We start from the raw sequence: 13,208 nt of genomic DNA on the forward strand, positions 1-13,208 counted from the left end.
AGCACGACTGCGCCGACCGCAGCGGGGTTATATTCGGGAGAGTGGCAGCACCCTACATGTTGTGGGTATGGGCGTTAAGCGGATAGGCACGTTTCATACGACGGCTCCTCGGACGTTGCATAATTCATTGCATAGAGGAGCTCTTTCGCGCCTCAGCCATCCCCTCATTTTTCCCGCGCGGGCTGGGTAAGATCGTTGCGTGAGAAGAAACAGGCAGCCTGATCCGGTTCGGATTTGTCTGTCGGCCAGCTATCCCTTGCGTCGTGCCGAGGACAGTCGAATCTCCCGGCGTATGACCATGATTCGGGAGGCCGTCCATGCCATCAACCCAGACCCTCGACGCCAGCCAGGTGCATCGCTTTCTCGACGACCTGTTCGATGGCGACCTGCACGCCAAGCGCGTTCTATCGCTCGCCAACGCCACGCTCGGCGTCCTGCGCGCCACGTCGCTGGCGGTGGCGGCCATCGCCAGGGTCTCGCCCTGGCACGCGGCCTCCCCCCCAAGCATTCGATCAAGCAGGTGGATCGGCTGCTCTCCAACCCGGCAATCGACATCGATGCCGTCGCGCGCCGCTGGGTGCCCTACGTGGTCGGGCCACGGACAAGCATCAACGTCGCCATGGACTGGACCGAGTTCGACGCCGACGGTCAGTCCACGATCATGCTGTCACTGCTCACCCGGCACGGTCGCGCCATGCCGCTGCTGTGGTTGACGATGGACAAGGCGGCGCTCAAGGACCGGCGCAACGAGTATGAATATCAGGCGCTGGTGCGTCTGGCCGAGGCCCTGCCGGCTGACATGAAGGTGTGCATCGTGGCCGATCGCGGCTTTGGCGATCAGAAGCTCTATCGGGTGCTGACCGAGGAACTGCATTTCGACTACGTCATCCGTTTCCGCGGCAATATCCACGTGACCAGCGCGGACGGCGAGGTGCGCACCACCGCCGCCTGGGTTGGACCCGGCGGACGCGCACGCATCCTGCGCGGCGCCCGCGTCACCGCCGCGCAGTATCAGGTCGGCGCCGTGTTGTGCGTGCAGGAGCGGGCAATGAAGCAGGTCTGGTGCCTGGCCACCAGCATCACCGACGCCGCCGCTGCGCAGTTGATGCGCCTCTATGGCAAGCGCTGGGGCATCGAGTGCGGGTTCCGCGACACCAAGGACCCGCGCTTCGGAATGGGTATGGGGACCATCCACGTCAGCACACCGGCGCGGCGGGATCGTCTGTGGCTGCTCAATGCGCTGGCGATTGCTTTGCTCACCCTCCTCGGCGCGGCAGGCGAGGCGCTCGGATACGATCGATATCTTAAGTCGAATACGACCAAACGGCGGACCCACTCACTGTTCCGTCAGGGCTGCATGCTTTATGAATTGATCCCGACCATGCCGGAGATGCGGCTGCTGCCGCTGGTCAAGCGGTTCGCCGCCATGCTCGCCGAACTGCCCGTCTTCGCCGATGCTTTCCAGGCGGTGTGAAAATGAGGGGAGTCGTGAGCTTTCGCGCACATGTTTTGCAGAGCGGAGGAGCTTGGATTTCCGGGACCTCGTCCGCTCTTGCAAAGCTTGAGAATTTCGCGTGAAACCCGAGCCCCTGATCGACCGGCACTTTCTTCGTGCGGAAATCAGATGCATATTGAGCCGATGACCGAGCTTCTTGAACGTAAGCGCCGCGAGCGCTCCACCCTTGAAGTGTGTGGAGCAGATCCCAGGGGAATCGCATTTGGAATTTTCATGCGTGAAGGCTTCATGCCTTTATGGTTCTGATCGATTCTCTCTTGCGCGGCGGCGTTCCGCCTGAGGGAGGACGCCGTGGAGGAATTTGCCGCTTGCTGGGAGGGTCTCGATGACCCCCGAACGGGCAATGCCGAGCTGCATGATTTTCATGAGATTCTGATGATCGCGCTGTGCGCCGTTTTGTGCGGCGGGCAAGGCGCGGTCTCGATGGCGCGGTTTGCCGAGGCGAAGGAAGCGTTTCTGCGGGGCTTTCTCAAGCTCGAGAAGGGCACGCCCAGTCACGATACGTTCAGCCGGCTGTTCCGCCAGCTCGATCCGGTTGAGTTCAGCAGCGTGTTTCAGCGTTTCATGGCACGGTTCTGCGAGAGCGTCGCGGGTGTCGTGGCGATCGATGGAAAGGTCGTGCGCCGGTCCTTCGACCGCGCCAGCGGCAAGTCGGCGCTGCATATGGTCAGTGCCTGGGGCTGCGAGCAGCGTCTGGTGCTGGCGCAGATCGCCACCGATGCCAAGTCCAACGAGATCACCGCGGTGCCGAAATTGCTCGCGATGCTCTCCTTGAAAGGCACCATCGTGACGGCCGATGCCATGGGCTGCCAACGGGCGATCGCCGAGCAGATCGTGGATCAGGGCGGCGACTATGTGCTGGCGCTGAAGGGCAATCAGGGCAGGTTGCACGACGATGTCGTCACCTTTCTCGATGACCCGGCGCGCGAGGCGACGGCGACGGCGACGGCCCGCACCGTCGATGCCGGCCACGGCCGCATCGAGACCCGCACCGCCACCGTCTCGACCGATATCGGCTGGCTGCAGGCCGACCATCGCTGGCCTGGCCTTGCCGCCGTCGGCAAGATCGTCCGCATCCGCGAAACCGGGACGACGACGACGACCGAGACGGCCTATCATCTCCTCTCGACGGCACTGTCCGCCGAGCGCTTCAACGCGGTTGCCCGCCAGCACTGGAGCGTCGAGAACCAGCTGCATTGGCGCCTCGACGTGGTGATGAACGAGGGTCAGGATCGAACCCGCCTGGGTCACGGCCCCAACAATCTCGCCGTGCTGCGCCACATGGCCCTGAACGTCATGCAAAAGGATCGCTCAAGGGAATCGTTGAAAGGCAAGTTCCAAAGAGCAGGCTGGGACAATGCCTATCTCGCACGCCTGCTCAGCCTATTCTGAAATGCGATTGCCCTGCCGGATCATGGCCATGGCACCAGTGACAAGCAGTCGCCGGATATCCCGTTGCCCCATCTTCGATGTCTTCCCCAGCCGCTGCTTGCCACCCGAGGAATGCTGTCGCGGCACCAACCCGAGCCAGGCCGCGAAGTCCCGGCCGCGCCGGAACTGGTTCATCGGCGGCGCGAAGGTCTCGATCGCGAGTGCACCGATCGGCCCGACACCAGGCATGGTCTGCAATTGCCGGGGCATGGTGGCAGCCTTGGACGCGGCGGCGATCTTGGCGGTAACCGCGGCGAGTCGTGCCGTCAGCAATTGGATCTGGTCCAGAACCATACGGCAAACGTCGCGCGCGAGGTCAGGCAGCGCCGAGCCCGGATCTTCGACGACCTTCGCGAGGCGCGGCACATAGCCGATCCCTTCCGGGGCGACGTGACCGAACTCGTAGAGATGTGCGCGCAACGCGTTGACTGAACCGCCCCGGTCCGCTGCTTGAGGAGTTGCGCGCGGGCGCGAAACGCCACAGCCCGAGCCTGCTGTTCCGCAGATTTCGGTTCCACGAACCGCATGGTCGGCCGCAGCGCGGCTTCCGCGATCGCCTCGGCGTCAGCCGCATCATTCTTTTGGCGCTTCAGGAATGGCTTGACGTAATTCGGCGCGATCAGTCGGACCCGGTGACCGTGGCCAGCCAGTTCCCGCGCCCAGTGATGTGCGCTCGGACAGGCTTCAAGCGCCACGTGACACGAGGGATGTTCCGCCATGAACCGCGCAAATTGCGGCCGCGACAGTTTCTTGCGAAACACGACCGACCCGTCCGCCGCCGCCCCGTGCAGCTGGAACACGTTCTTTGCCAGATCGACGCCGATGATGGTAACTTCTTCCATGGATGCCCCTCCTTCACTTGTGCTTTGAACACCGCAAGTGTGGCACATTGCGATGCCGTCAGGGGAGAGCGGCATCCACTCCATCTCTGCCTTCGGCAATAAGGAGTCTGCGACTTGCCACGGCGGAGGCCAGAGGGAACGCCGCGGCGGCGCGAGGTCGGAATGGTGTTCCAATCCTATGCCATCTGGCCGCACATGACCGTGTTCCGCAATGTCGCCTACCCGCTGCAGCATCGGCGTATGTCACGCTCCGCCATCGCCAAGCGGGTGTCCGAGGTCCTGGAACTGGTCGGCCTTGAGGATTATGCGGAGCGGCCGGTCGTCGCCTTGAGTGGCGGTCAGATGCAGCGGGTCGCGCTGGCCCGCAGCTTGGCCTACCATCCACGGATCCTGCTGCTCGACGAGCCGCTCTCAAACCTTGACGCCAAGTTGCGCCTGCGGCTCCGCGTTGATCTGCGGAAGATTATCAAGGAGGCGGGGGTGACCGCGCTCTATGTGACCCACGACCAGGGCGAAGCCGTCGCTCTAGGCGATCGCGTCGCGGTGATGCAGGGCGGCAAGCTACTGCAGATCGCGCAGCCGGTCGAACTCTACAACGCTCCGGCCGAACTGTTCGTGGCCGAATTCACCGGAGCCACGAATATCGTTCCCTGTCGCATCCTGGCCCGTTCCGGGAAAGAGGCACGGGTCGGGCTTACCAGCGGTGCCGAGATGGTAGCACAGGTGCATCCCGGAGCGCAGGACGGCGACCTCGCCGACCTCGCCGTCCGGCCCGAAAACATCACGCTGGTGTCGAGCTCGGAACGACGGGACGACTACAACGCGATAACCGGACACGTCCTCGAAGCGCTCTATCAAGGCATCCAGACCAGCTATCAGGTCAAAGCCGGCAGCGACAGTTGGGAAGCCGTCGAATTCGGCACGGCGCCACGCCATGCGAAGGGCGAGGCGGTGTTTCTGTCAGTCCCGACAGCGTCCTGCTGGGCGTTCCCGCGTAGGCACGGGAACGCGTTGGCCGGGGTGGGAACGGTCTCTCCGGCGGATCAGCCGGCCGGATCCGCCCAGCGGTTCGAGACGGTCTGAGATGATGCTCCGGCTGCCGAAAATCGCAAAAGCGGAAGTGCTGACGGACATAATCATGCACTGGTGCATGTCCTCAAGAATCTTCGTCATTAACGGATTTGATCCGGGTTCCAGATCGATGTAGCCGTCATCTCCAGGAAAGCCGACCCTGTCGCACCACCGTAGGACGCTTGCGATCTGGGGATGCCACGCGCTTCGGACCGCGGTGTTCGCGCCAAGTGCTACGCCAACACCCCTGATGCCGACGCGCCACATCTGTCCGCTCTGCGCCGCCGCTATTGCCCAACGGAGAACAGGCATGAAGATAACGAAGATCGAAACCATCCCGATCCAGATGCCGCTTCCACGGATATTCCGGGGCAGTCATTACTACATGACGCATCGCTGCACGATCATCACGAGAGTGTATACCGACGAAGGCATCATCGGCGAGTGCTATAACGGCGATGAATTCGAGACGCAGGGCGAAGTCCTGAGGATCATCAACGAGGAGATCGCCCCGCAGGTAATCGGACTCGACGTGTTCAGCACTGAGCGGGTTTGGCAGGCGGGGCTCGGCGCGACCTACAACATCCTCCGGGACAGGAAACTCGCCACGAATGCCCAGGCCTGTGTGGATAGCGCCGTGCTCGATGCCTGGGGAAAAGCGCTCGATCAGCCCCTGTATAGACTCTGGGGAGGGTACAGAGACTCGCTGCCGGTCGTGGCGATCGCTGGCTACTACGAGGCAGGCAAGACGCTAGCCGATTTCGGCCGCGAAATGGAGGAACTGAAGTCGCGTGGCCTCGGCGGCTGCAAGTTCAAAGTCGGCGGCCGCAGTCCGGAGGAGGATGCCGAGCGCGTCAGGACCGCCCGCAATGCCGCCGGGCCCGACTTCATTCTGACCGTCGACGCCAACCAGGGATACACTCAGCGCGACGCGATCCGCTTCGGGCAACTTGTTGCGGACTGCGGCATCCGCTGGTTCGAGGAGCCCTGCCGCTGGTACAACGATCGATCCTCAATGGCTCTCGTGCGCGCGGTAACCGGCATCCCCGTGGCGGCTGGGCAGAGCGAATACCATCGGGGCGGTTGCCGCGACCTCTTCATCGATCGTGCGGTCGACATATGCAATTTCGACGCAAGTTGGAGCGGGGGACCTACCGAATGGCGCCGGGTCGCGGCGATGGCCATGGCCTTCGAGGTCGAGATGGGTCATCACGAGGAGCCGCAGATTTCCGCGCACCTCCTGGCCTCGATCCCGCACGGGACAATGATGGAGGTGTTCCACCCGGACCGCGATCCGCTCTTCTACGAACTCGTCGAAAACAGGAACCCCTTCGAAGAGGGAAGATACCGCGTTCCCAGCAGTCCCGGATGGGGCCTTGAGCTCAATGAGCGAACGATTGCTCGCTATCGAGTATAGGACGATGGACTTGAACACGGGCAAGCAATTACCAACCAACATCACTTCGGAGGAGGGGCAATCGGTCCCAATTAGGATCCGAATCGATTTCAGGCGGCGACGAGACTTGCCCGAGCCTCGTCGATCGTGAAGTCCCATCAAAACCTGATTCATACCAACGTGCGCCATGGCTGACTCAGCGGGGGGTTTCAAATCGGCGGAAGTCTGAATCGATGACGGCAAACGGAGGTTTGCCATGGCTTCACCGATCCCGCTTCGTGCTGATTTTGATGGACCAGCCCTTCGTCGGCTCGCCAAGTCGACCAAGGATGCGGCGCAGGCGCGTCGACTTTTGGCACTGGCCGAGATCTACGACGGCGGCTCGCGTTCGGATGCGGCCCGGATTGGCGACGTCACCTTGCAAATCGTCCGGGATTGGGTTGTCCGGTTCAACGCCCGTGGGGCCGACGGCCTGATCACCGGCAGAGCGCCTGGCAACCGAGCCAAGCTGAACGACGAGCAGCGCCAGGCACTGGCCCGGATCGTAGACAGCGGGCCGATCCCGGCGATCCACGGCCTGGTGCGCTGGCGACGCAAGGATCTGGCGCAGTGGATCTTCGAGGAATTCCGGATCTCGCTGGACGAGACGACGGTCGGCCGCGAACTCAAGGCACTGGGCTTCTCCAAGATTTCGGCTCGGCCGCGCCACTATGCGCAGAACGAGTTCGAGGTGGACGCTTTTAAAAAGACTTTCCCACCGAGCTGGCAGCCATCCAGGCCGGGCTCCCGAAGGGCACCGATATCGAGCTCTGGTGGCAGTGTATGGTTCGCCTCCGGTTTGCAAGAAGAAACGATAGCCCCAGAAGACCCTGCTTCAGCGTATCCGGCTTGTTCGTGGGCGATTGCCCGAGCCACAATGGGAGCCGCTGGGATGCGTTCCTTACAAGACGATCAGACTTTTTGATCTACAGCCACTACCAGGTTTTGCATGTCCCGGTCGAAGCAAGGCGATCTACTGGAACCATCAGGCTGCACATCCGATCAAATCACCGCATCCTACCTGGATAGTCGGTTCTCATCGTCGATCAAGGTAAGGCGGGACGGTGCTGTGTCGCCCCATCGCCAAAGCACGAGATTGAGATCGTCCTCGGCAGCACCCGGCGCGAAGCTCCTGACGAGCATTGCACGAAAGCCCTTGGCAATAAGCCGCCGGGCAAGCGCCTGCGTTCTCGCCTCGCCGGTTGCCTTCATCTGATCGCGCCATGAGCCATCGGCAAGCGCGGCCGGGTCCATCGCCTCGGCGTGCAGGGCCGCCTCGTCCCGGCAGTCGAAGACGCCCTCGAACTCGGCATCATAGGAGACGAGCGTCGTCGGCTGCAAGCTGCCCGCCTGGTTGGCTTCTCTCAGCGCCGTCATCACCGTCAGAGACGAATAGAGTGCTGGAACCCCCTTCGGATTGAACCGTCCACCATAAAGCTCCGCACCGCGACCCGATAGCGGTTCGCGCGCATAGATGGGGTTGAGTGCGCGATAGAGCGGACCGCGATAGAACATCGGCACGGTTAGGCGTGGACGCCAGCATCGACTGCATCGATATAATCGAGGACCTCATCGGAGCGACCGTTGCGCACAAGTTGCATGGCTGTCTGACCCGAGAATCCGGAGAGCGGTTCGGACCGATACCAGGCGTAGGCCATCAGGGCGGAATCGAACCGCGGTTCGACCTTATTGACGATCTCGACCATTTCGCGCAGGCGGCGCTGGGTCTTGGCCGATCGGATGCGCTCCTTGCGCTGAACGGCGTCCTTCCCCAGCCCGGCTGTACGGGCGACTTCCTCGCTGGTCGTGCGAAAGGCGTCCGCGATCTTACGCGGTGCGAAGAACCCGTTGTCGGAATATTGGACCAGGCCCATGGGCGATTTCCTGTCTATCTCAAACGCCGCTTATTGTGACGACATATAGCGTCATACTAAGCGGTATTCAATAAGGAATGGTGTTGGAGAAAAACAAGGAGGGGGAAACCTTTCCTCGCGTGGCGGTCGCACCGGTGACGCTCTCGCTCAACCGCCGCCTGCGCGATCCCGGCCGCGTCGTCCCGCGCAGGGCTGGAAGCCCCGCTTGGCCTGCCGGGCAGGGATGCTCGGCCGCAGTTGCACCGGCTCTCCCGCCCCACGGGTTTGATTGTGTCTTCGAGAAGAAGACGAAGAAGGACCGCCGAAGGGCGTGGTCCGAGAACCCACGAACAGGAGAGCACTCCCATGAAACTGATCCTCGTCGATCCGCGTGCGCTGAAGGACAATCCCGACCGGGCGCGTCGCACGAACTCCAACCCGCAGTCAGACGCCCTGCTGCTGGCCTCGATCAAGGCCGTCGGCGTCGTGCAACCGCCTGTCGTCGCGCCCGAGGCCGATGGCGGCAACGGATACGTCATCGATGCCGGGCATCGGCGCGCAGCCCAGGCACCGCCGACTTCCGTCATCGCGCGCTGCGCCATCATGCCGAAGGCATCTTCATGCTGGAGCGCTTCTTCGGTGCGACCATCACACTGTCGACCGGCCGCGTCGTCCCCGTCCGCCTGATCGGTGAGCAGCACTTGCGTGAGGACCTCGGCTTCATCCCCAGCTTCGCCGATTGGGTGCGTTGCGTTCGGCCGGAGCCCTGGATGGGACGTGCACAACCGATCCATCAGGAGATCGATCCCTTCGCGATCACAGCGGATGTTTTAGACGCGGCTGCCGAGGGACCGAACTTGCGCGCGATCGGAGGTTCGCCATGAGCATCGTTTACCCGCTGCGGGTCTTCTTCGACTGCTCGACCGCGCATCTCTCGCCGGCGTCGCGCACCTGGCTGGAGGATGGTGTCGCACGGTCCGCCGACCAACCGCTGCACTGGGTCGCGGCAACGCCATTTGGCTGGTTCGTCTGGGCCGATGAAGATCCCGACGACACGGTGCCGAACGATCTCGCCGCCACCATGCGCCATGCGCGGCGGAGCGGCGCCGAATACATCCTGTTCGACGCCGACGCCGACGCCGACGCCGACGCCGACGCTGCCGAGGACGATGCCCTGCCGGCTTTCGAATGGCCGGGCTGATCATCTGCCCGCCATTTCCACTTCTCCACCACCCATCGAGCCCGGCCACCGCGCCGGGCTCCATCATTTCAGGAGGGCCAAATGGCCGACTATTTCACGCAGTTCACCTGCCGGCTCGAGCTTGGCTCGTCGGACAACGCCGCCCGCGCAATCGAAACCCACCGCGAAATGGAAGCGGCGCTGGCCCGGGACGATGAGACCGCGATCGGCTTCGACGTGATCGTCGATCCAACGACGGTCGGATCGCTCTTCATCCATGACGGTGATGGATTCGGAGAGCCCGAGCACGTCATCGCTTTCGTCCTGCGTCGCGCCGACGTCTTCAACCTCACGGGTCGCTGGGGCTCGTCTGGGCGCTGACCTGCTCGAAGCCCCGCCTCGACGGTTATGGCGGCGGCGGCCAGTTCCTGGATCTTGGCCGACGGAAGAGCCTGGACTGGATCGACTGCAGTAACTGGCTCGATCTGCAACTCACCAGTTCGCCCGCCGCCTGAGCATCTTGCACCCCGACACCCTACAAGCCCGGCCGCTTGTCCCGCTGAGGCGATGGAGAGGAAGAGGAAGGGGGGCCCGTATGACGGGCTAGAAGGGGAGAGAGAGGCTTTCCCCGGCTCGTCGGAGACCCTGGAAGGATTCCTCCAATGAAGATCACCACCATCCGCAAGATCGCTCTCGACCGGCTCGAGATCTCCCCCGACAACGTCCGCAAGACGACGAGCTCGGCCGAGGCCGACGCCGGACTTGCCGCCTCGATCGCCGCGCACGGGCTGAAACAGAATATCGGCGTCAGCGCCGGCGAGGGCGATCGCTTCCTCGTTCACGCCGGCGGTCGCCGCTTGCGCGCACTGCAATCGCTGAAAGCTGCCGGCGTCATCGACGGCAGCTACAAGGTTCCGTGCGTCATCGAGGAAGGCGAGGACGCCAGCGAGATGTCGCTTGTCGAGAACACGATGCGCGTCGCCATGCACCCGGCCGACGAGTTCGAAGCATTCGCTCGTCTCATCGACCAGGGGGTGGGCGAGGAGGAGGTCGCGGGCCGGTTCGGGACCACCATCGCGCAGATCCGCAGGCGCATGAAGCTTGCCGGCGTGGCGCCGCAGATCCTCGCCGCCTATCGTGCGGGCGAGATCACGCTCGACGCGGTGATGGCCTTCACGCTCTCCGATAGCCACGATCGTCAGATCGAGGTCCTCGGCCAGGTCAAGGCGAGCTACGGCTACTACGGCACGTCGCCGGCGCAGCAGATCAAGGCGATGCTAAACGAAACCCGCGTTTCGGCGGGTAGCCGCCTCGGCCGCCTCGTCAGTGTCGAGCGCTATGAGGCCGAGGGCGGCACCATCACCCGCGACCTTTTCGCAGAGAAGGACAACGTCTTTTTCGATGATTCCGCGCTGTTGGAGAGCGTGGCACGGAGCGTGCTCGAGGAAACCGCCGCCGATCTTCGCACCCGCTGGAAGTGGGCGGAGGTGATGATCGATGTTCCCTACACCGAGCTGCGTGGGTTCGGGCGAGTCTATCCCGAGCCTGTCGACCTCGACCCGGCGATCGCCGAAGAGTTCGACACGGTCGATGCCCGCCTCGCCGTGCTTGCCGAGTCCGCCGAGGCATCGGAGGAGGAGGCCGAATACGACCGTCTCAGCGCCCGCGCCGTCGAACTGGAAACGCTGATGGAGGATGCGCGGCAGGAATACTCGCCCGAGGCGATGGCGGTTGCCGGGTGCCTCGTCAGCGTGAACTACGCAGGAGCGATCTCGATCGAGGCGGGCTTGGTGAAGCCTGGAGACATTCCGCAGCCCGAGCGGGTTATCGCGGCAGGTGAAAGCGACGACGGCGAGCCCTCGGTCGACGAAACCGACGATCACGACGACAGCGACGACGCGTCCACCGTCCCGGCGCCGCGTCCCGTGCGTATCGAAGCGCCGGCGGGGCACTTCCGCACGCCGGCAAGTATTGATCCCGATGCCGCGCCGGTGAACGAGACCGGCTATTCCGCGGCGCTGGCGGAAGATCTCTCCGCGATGCGGCACCAAATCCTGCGGGCGCACCTTGCAGGTGACTTCGAGACCGCCTTCGACCTCAATCTCTATGCCCTGTGCAAGGATGTGTTCTCGTCGGGTTATGCGAAGAAGCCGGTCGATGTCCGGGTGACGGCGGCACTGACCCACGGTTCGCGCGAGTATCTGAGCGGCACGGTGGCGGAGAAGATGCTAGAGGCGCAGAAGAGCACGCTGCGGCTCGACTGGCTGCCATTGATTGGTGTCGCGGGCTTCGATGCGCTTTGCGCCCTGACGACGCGGGAGAAGCAGGCGCTGTTCGCTTATGCGACGGCGCAAGGGTTGGCCAAGCAGATCTCGATCCAGACCGGCGCCGATCCTATCGTCGAGCGGGCCGGGCAGCGCATGAACGTCGATGTCGCGGCCTGCTGGCGTCCCACAGCCGCCAACTATTTCGGACGGGTGAAGAAGGGCATGTCGCTGGATGTCGCGCGCGAGCTGATAGGCGATCAGTGGGCGCACGACCACGCGGGCGACAAGAAGGCGTTGCTCGCGGAAGCGATGGAGTTGGCGTTCAGCGAGAACGCCCGCGAGCGTGCCGGCTTGCAGCCGGAGACGGCACAGAAGACCGCCCGCTGGCTTCCCGCCGGGATGGCGTTCCAGATCGAGGGTGGTGATGCGGATGTCAGCTCGCTCGATGAGGTGGGGAAACCCGACGCTCTGGACGAGGCCGCCGAGGCGGACGAACTGGAGGAGGGCAGGGGCAAGGATGATGACGACGTCATACCGGCCTTCCTCACCGATCGCGCCGCCTGAACGTAATCGTCATGAGGGGGGGCTTATCAGCCTCCCTCAAACCTCTGCCAAAGCCTTGCACCGGCTGTGCTCGCCTTTGGTTACCTGGGGACCGTCATCGATGGGCCGCGCGGCCCTTTTCTCGTGCCTTCCTCGTACCGATTTCATGAAACGCGTCCTTGCGCGCCTGCGCTAGCCGCAATCGCGCTTGTCCAGATTTCAAGTTGCCTCGCCTAGCGCAGCCAAACCGTTTTTCGTCGCCGGCGCCTTCGATCCGTTAGCGATCCTTGCTATGATTTCCCTGTCGCCATCAGCCCGAAGGAGACCTTCAGATGTCCGTTGCCACCAATTCGAAAGGTGCGGCCGCGCGCCCGGCCAAGACCCCCGAGGCGATCGCCAGCCGGCGTGAGACCGTCCGGCAAGCTCACCACAGCTGTGCGATGGAGGGTCTGACCCGGATCGATCCCGAAACCGCATGGATCGAGGAAGCCTTCATCGAGGGCAACATGACGACGATAAAAATGCGCAAGGCGATCCTTGCCCATTACACCGTCAAGTGAGCCTTCCCGTCCGCGGTTTCGACGCTTTACGGACCGCCGATGGTCTGACGGCTCGCAACAAGCTCGGGATCGTCGACCATCCCGCACGCCTTGAGGCCGCGGAGATTCTGATCAACACCGTCGCCCGCGCCGAGATCGAGCAAGGGCTGGTTCCGGGGGCTTTCGACGTCGGTCATCTGCGGGCGATCCACCAGCGCCTGTTCGGTGACCTCTACGAGTGGGCGGGTGTCATGCGCGGGGAGCCGATCACGCTGGAGGGCGAGACCTTCATGCTCCCCGAAACTATGCAGAAGAGCGACTCGCTCGCACGCTTCGCGCCGGCTTCCACGGTCGAAGCACGCCTCAGCGATCTCTTCACCCGCCTCGAGGCTGACGATTATCTACAGGGCCTCGATCGCACGGACTTCGTGAAGAAGGCGGGGGTGGGTTCAACCGGTCAACGCAACGGCTCGCTCCAGCATATCGGCTGGCGTTTGATAGCCAAGGGTTTTCCTAGGCCTTTTGTTGAGC

Annotated in this window: 11 protein-coding genes and 5 pseudogenes; 13 read left to right on the forward strand and 3 right to left on the reverse strand. The window is 63.4% G+C overall.

Annotated features, from left to right (window positions below):
- Window positions 1-317: 317 nt before the first annotated feature.
- The 3 genes and pseudogenes from VQ044_RS20930 (at window position 318) to VQ044_RS20940 (ending at window position 2,908) form a co-directional block, all read left to right on the forward strand.
- A pseudogene (locus VQ044_RS20930) lies at window positions 318-1,474 on the forward strand (IS4 family transposase).
- Between the two features lie 150 nt (window positions 1,475-1,624).
- A complete protein-coding gene (locus VQ044_RS20935) occupies window positions 1,625-1,762 on the forward strand; it encodes a hypothetical protein (RefSeq protein ID WP_327649370.1) in 138 nt (45 codons plus the stop codon).
- A gap of 45 nt (window positions 1,763-1,807) precedes the next feature.
- Complete coding sequence (locus VQ044_RS20940) at window positions 1,808-2,908, forward strand: ISAs1 family transposase (RefSeq protein WP_327649372.1); 1,101 nt, start codon at window positions 1,808-1,810, stop codon at window positions 2,906-2,908.
- Window positions 2,909-2,926: 18 nt separating this feature from the next.
- Here VQ044_RS20940 and VQ044_RS25870 read toward each other — a convergent pair.
- Window positions 2,927-3,789 (reverse strand): annotated as a pseudogene (locus VQ044_RS25870) (IS110 family transposase); the annotation flags it as partial.
- A gap of 114 nt (window positions 3,790-3,903) precedes the next feature.
- Between VQ044_RS25870 and VQ044_RS20955 the strand changes: the two are divergent.
- The 3 genes from VQ044_RS20955 (at window position 3,904) to VQ044_RS20965 (ending at window position 7,220) form a co-directional block, all read left to right on the forward strand.
- Window positions 3,904-4,872, forward strand: a complete 969-nt coding sequence (locus VQ044_RS20955) for an ABC transporter ATP-binding protein (protein WP_327649376.1) — start codon at window positions 3,904-3,906, stop codon at window positions 4,870-4,872.
- Window positions 4,873-5,170: 298 nt separating this feature from the next.
- On the forward strand, window positions 5,171-6,277 hold the full coding sequence (locus VQ044_RS20960) for a mandelate racemase/muconate lactonizing enzyme family protein (RefSeq protein WP_327649378.1): 1,107 nt from the start codon (window positions 5,171-5,173) through the stop codon (window positions 6,275-6,277).
- A 235-nt stretch (window positions 6,278-6,512) separates the two neighbouring features.
- Window positions 6,513-7,220: a helix-turn-helix domain-containing protein gene (locus VQ044_RS20965; protein WP_327649379.1), complete on the forward strand. Its 708-nt coding sequence runs from the start codon at window positions 6,513-6,515 to the stop codon at window positions 7,218-7,220.
- Between the two features lie 92 nt (window positions 7,221-7,312).
- On the opposite strand, the gene VQ044_RS20970 is transcribed toward VQ044_RS20965, so the two are convergent.
- Together VQ044_RS20970 and VQ044_RS20975 are read right to left on the reverse strand one after the other, a co-directional pair.
- Entirely contained in the window at window positions 7,313-7,810 is a 498-nt protein-coding gene (locus tag VQ044_RS20970) for an RES family NAD+ phosphorylase (protein ID WP_327649390.1), read from the reverse strand.
- 8 nt (window positions 7,811-7,818) lie between these two features.
- The gene (locus VQ044_RS20975; RefSeq protein WP_327649381.1) at window positions 7,819-8,169 is read right to left on the reverse strand and encodes a hypothetical protein; all 351 of its coding nucleotides are present in this window, start codon (window positions 8,167-8,169) and stop codon (window positions 7,819-7,821) included.
- A 345-nt stretch (window positions 8,170-8,514) separates the two neighbouring features.
- Here VQ044_RS20975 and VQ044_RS20980 point away from each other — a divergent pair.
- The 7 genes and pseudogenes from VQ044_RS20980 to VQ044_RS21010 form a co-directional block, all read left to right on the forward strand.
- A pseudogene (locus VQ044_RS20980) lies at window positions 8,515-8,718 on the forward strand (plasmid partitioning protein); the annotation flags it as partial.
- A pseudogene (locus VQ044_RS20985) lies at window positions 8,718-9,032 on the forward strand (DUF6915 family protein); the annotation flags it as partial. The pseudogenes VQ044_RS20980 and VQ044_RS20985, both read left to right, overlap by 1 nt.
- Window positions 9,029-9,349 carry a DUF5983 family protein gene (locus VQ044_RS20990; RefSeq protein ID WP_327649383.1) on the forward strand — a complete coding sequence of 107 codons (321 nt, stop codon included), beginning with the start codon at window positions 9,029-9,031 and terminating at the stop codon, window positions 9,347-9,349. The pseudogene VQ044_RS20985 and the gene VQ044_RS20990, both read left to right, overlap by 4 nt.
- Window positions 9,350-9,430: 81 nt before the next feature.
- Window positions 9,431-9,709 carry a hypothetical protein gene (locus tag VQ044_RS20995; protein ID WP_327649385.1) on the forward strand — a complete coding sequence of 93 codons (279 nt, stop codon included), beginning with the start codon at window positions 9,431-9,433 and terminating at the stop codon, window positions 9,707-9,709.
- A 281-nt stretch (window positions 9,710-9,990) separates the two neighbouring features.
- Entirely contained in the window at window positions 9,991-12,159 is a 2,169-nt protein-coding gene (locus VQ044_RS21000) for a ParB/RepB/Spo0J family partition protein (protein ID WP_327649387.1), read from the forward strand.
- Window positions 12,160-12,470: 311 nt separating this feature from the next.
- Window positions 12,471-12,698 carry an antitoxin VbhA family protein gene (locus tag VQ044_RS21005; protein ID WP_327649389.1) on the forward strand — a complete coding sequence of 76 codons (228 nt, stop codon included), beginning with the start codon at window positions 12,471-12,473 and terminating at the stop codon, window positions 12,696-12,698.
- A pseudogene (locus VQ044_RS21010) lies at window positions 12,695-13,208 on the forward strand (hypothetical protein); the annotation flags it as partial. The gene VQ044_RS21005 and the pseudogene VQ044_RS21010, both read left to right, overlap by 4 nt.

The sequence above is a fragment of the Aurantimonas sp. C2-5-R2 genome (assembly GCF_036549495.1).
Lineage (GTDB): Bacteria > Pseudomonadota > Alphaproteobacteria > Rhizobiales > Rhizobiaceae > Aurantimonas > Aurantimonas coralicida_A.

Excerpts from the sequence above, each read along its gene's own strand:
- VQ044_RS20995 (WP_327649385.1), top strand. The coding sequence starts at position 9,431 with ATGGCCGACTATTTCACGCAGTTCACCTGCCGGCTCGAGCTTGGCTCG.
- VQ044_RS20935 (WP_327649370.1), top strand. The coding sequence starts at position 1,625 with ATGCATATTGAGCCGATGACCGAGCTTCTTGAACGTAAGCGCCGCGAG.
- VQ044_RS20970 (WP_327649390.1), bottom strand. The coding sequence starts at position 7,810 with ATGTTCTATCGCGGTCCGCTCTATCGCGCACTCAACCCCATCTATGCG.
- VQ044_RS20975 (WP_327649381.1), bottom strand. The coding sequence starts at position 8,169 with ATGGGCCTGGTCCAATATTCCGACAACGGGTTCTTCGCACCGCGTAAG.
- VQ044_RS20990 (WP_327649383.1), top strand. The coding sequence starts at position 9,029 with ATGAGCATCGTTTACCCGCTGCGGGTCTTCTTCGACTGCTCGACCGCG.
- VQ044_RS21005 (WP_327649389.1), top strand. The coding sequence starts at position 12,471 with ATGTCCGTTGCCACCAATTCGAAAGGTGCGGCCGCGCGCCCGGCCAAG.
- VQ044_RS20960 (WP_327649378.1), top strand. The coding sequence starts at position 5,171 with ATGAAGATAACGAAGATCGAAACCATCCCGATCCAGATGCCGCTTCCA.
- VQ044_RS21000 (WP_327649387.1), top strand. The coding sequence starts at position 9,991 with ATGAAGATCACCACCATCCGCAAGATCGCTCTCGACCGGCTCGAGATC.
- VQ044_RS20965 (WP_327649379.1), top strand. The coding sequence starts at position 6,513 with ATGGCTTCACCGATCCCGCTTCGTGCTGATTTTGATGGACCAGCCCTT.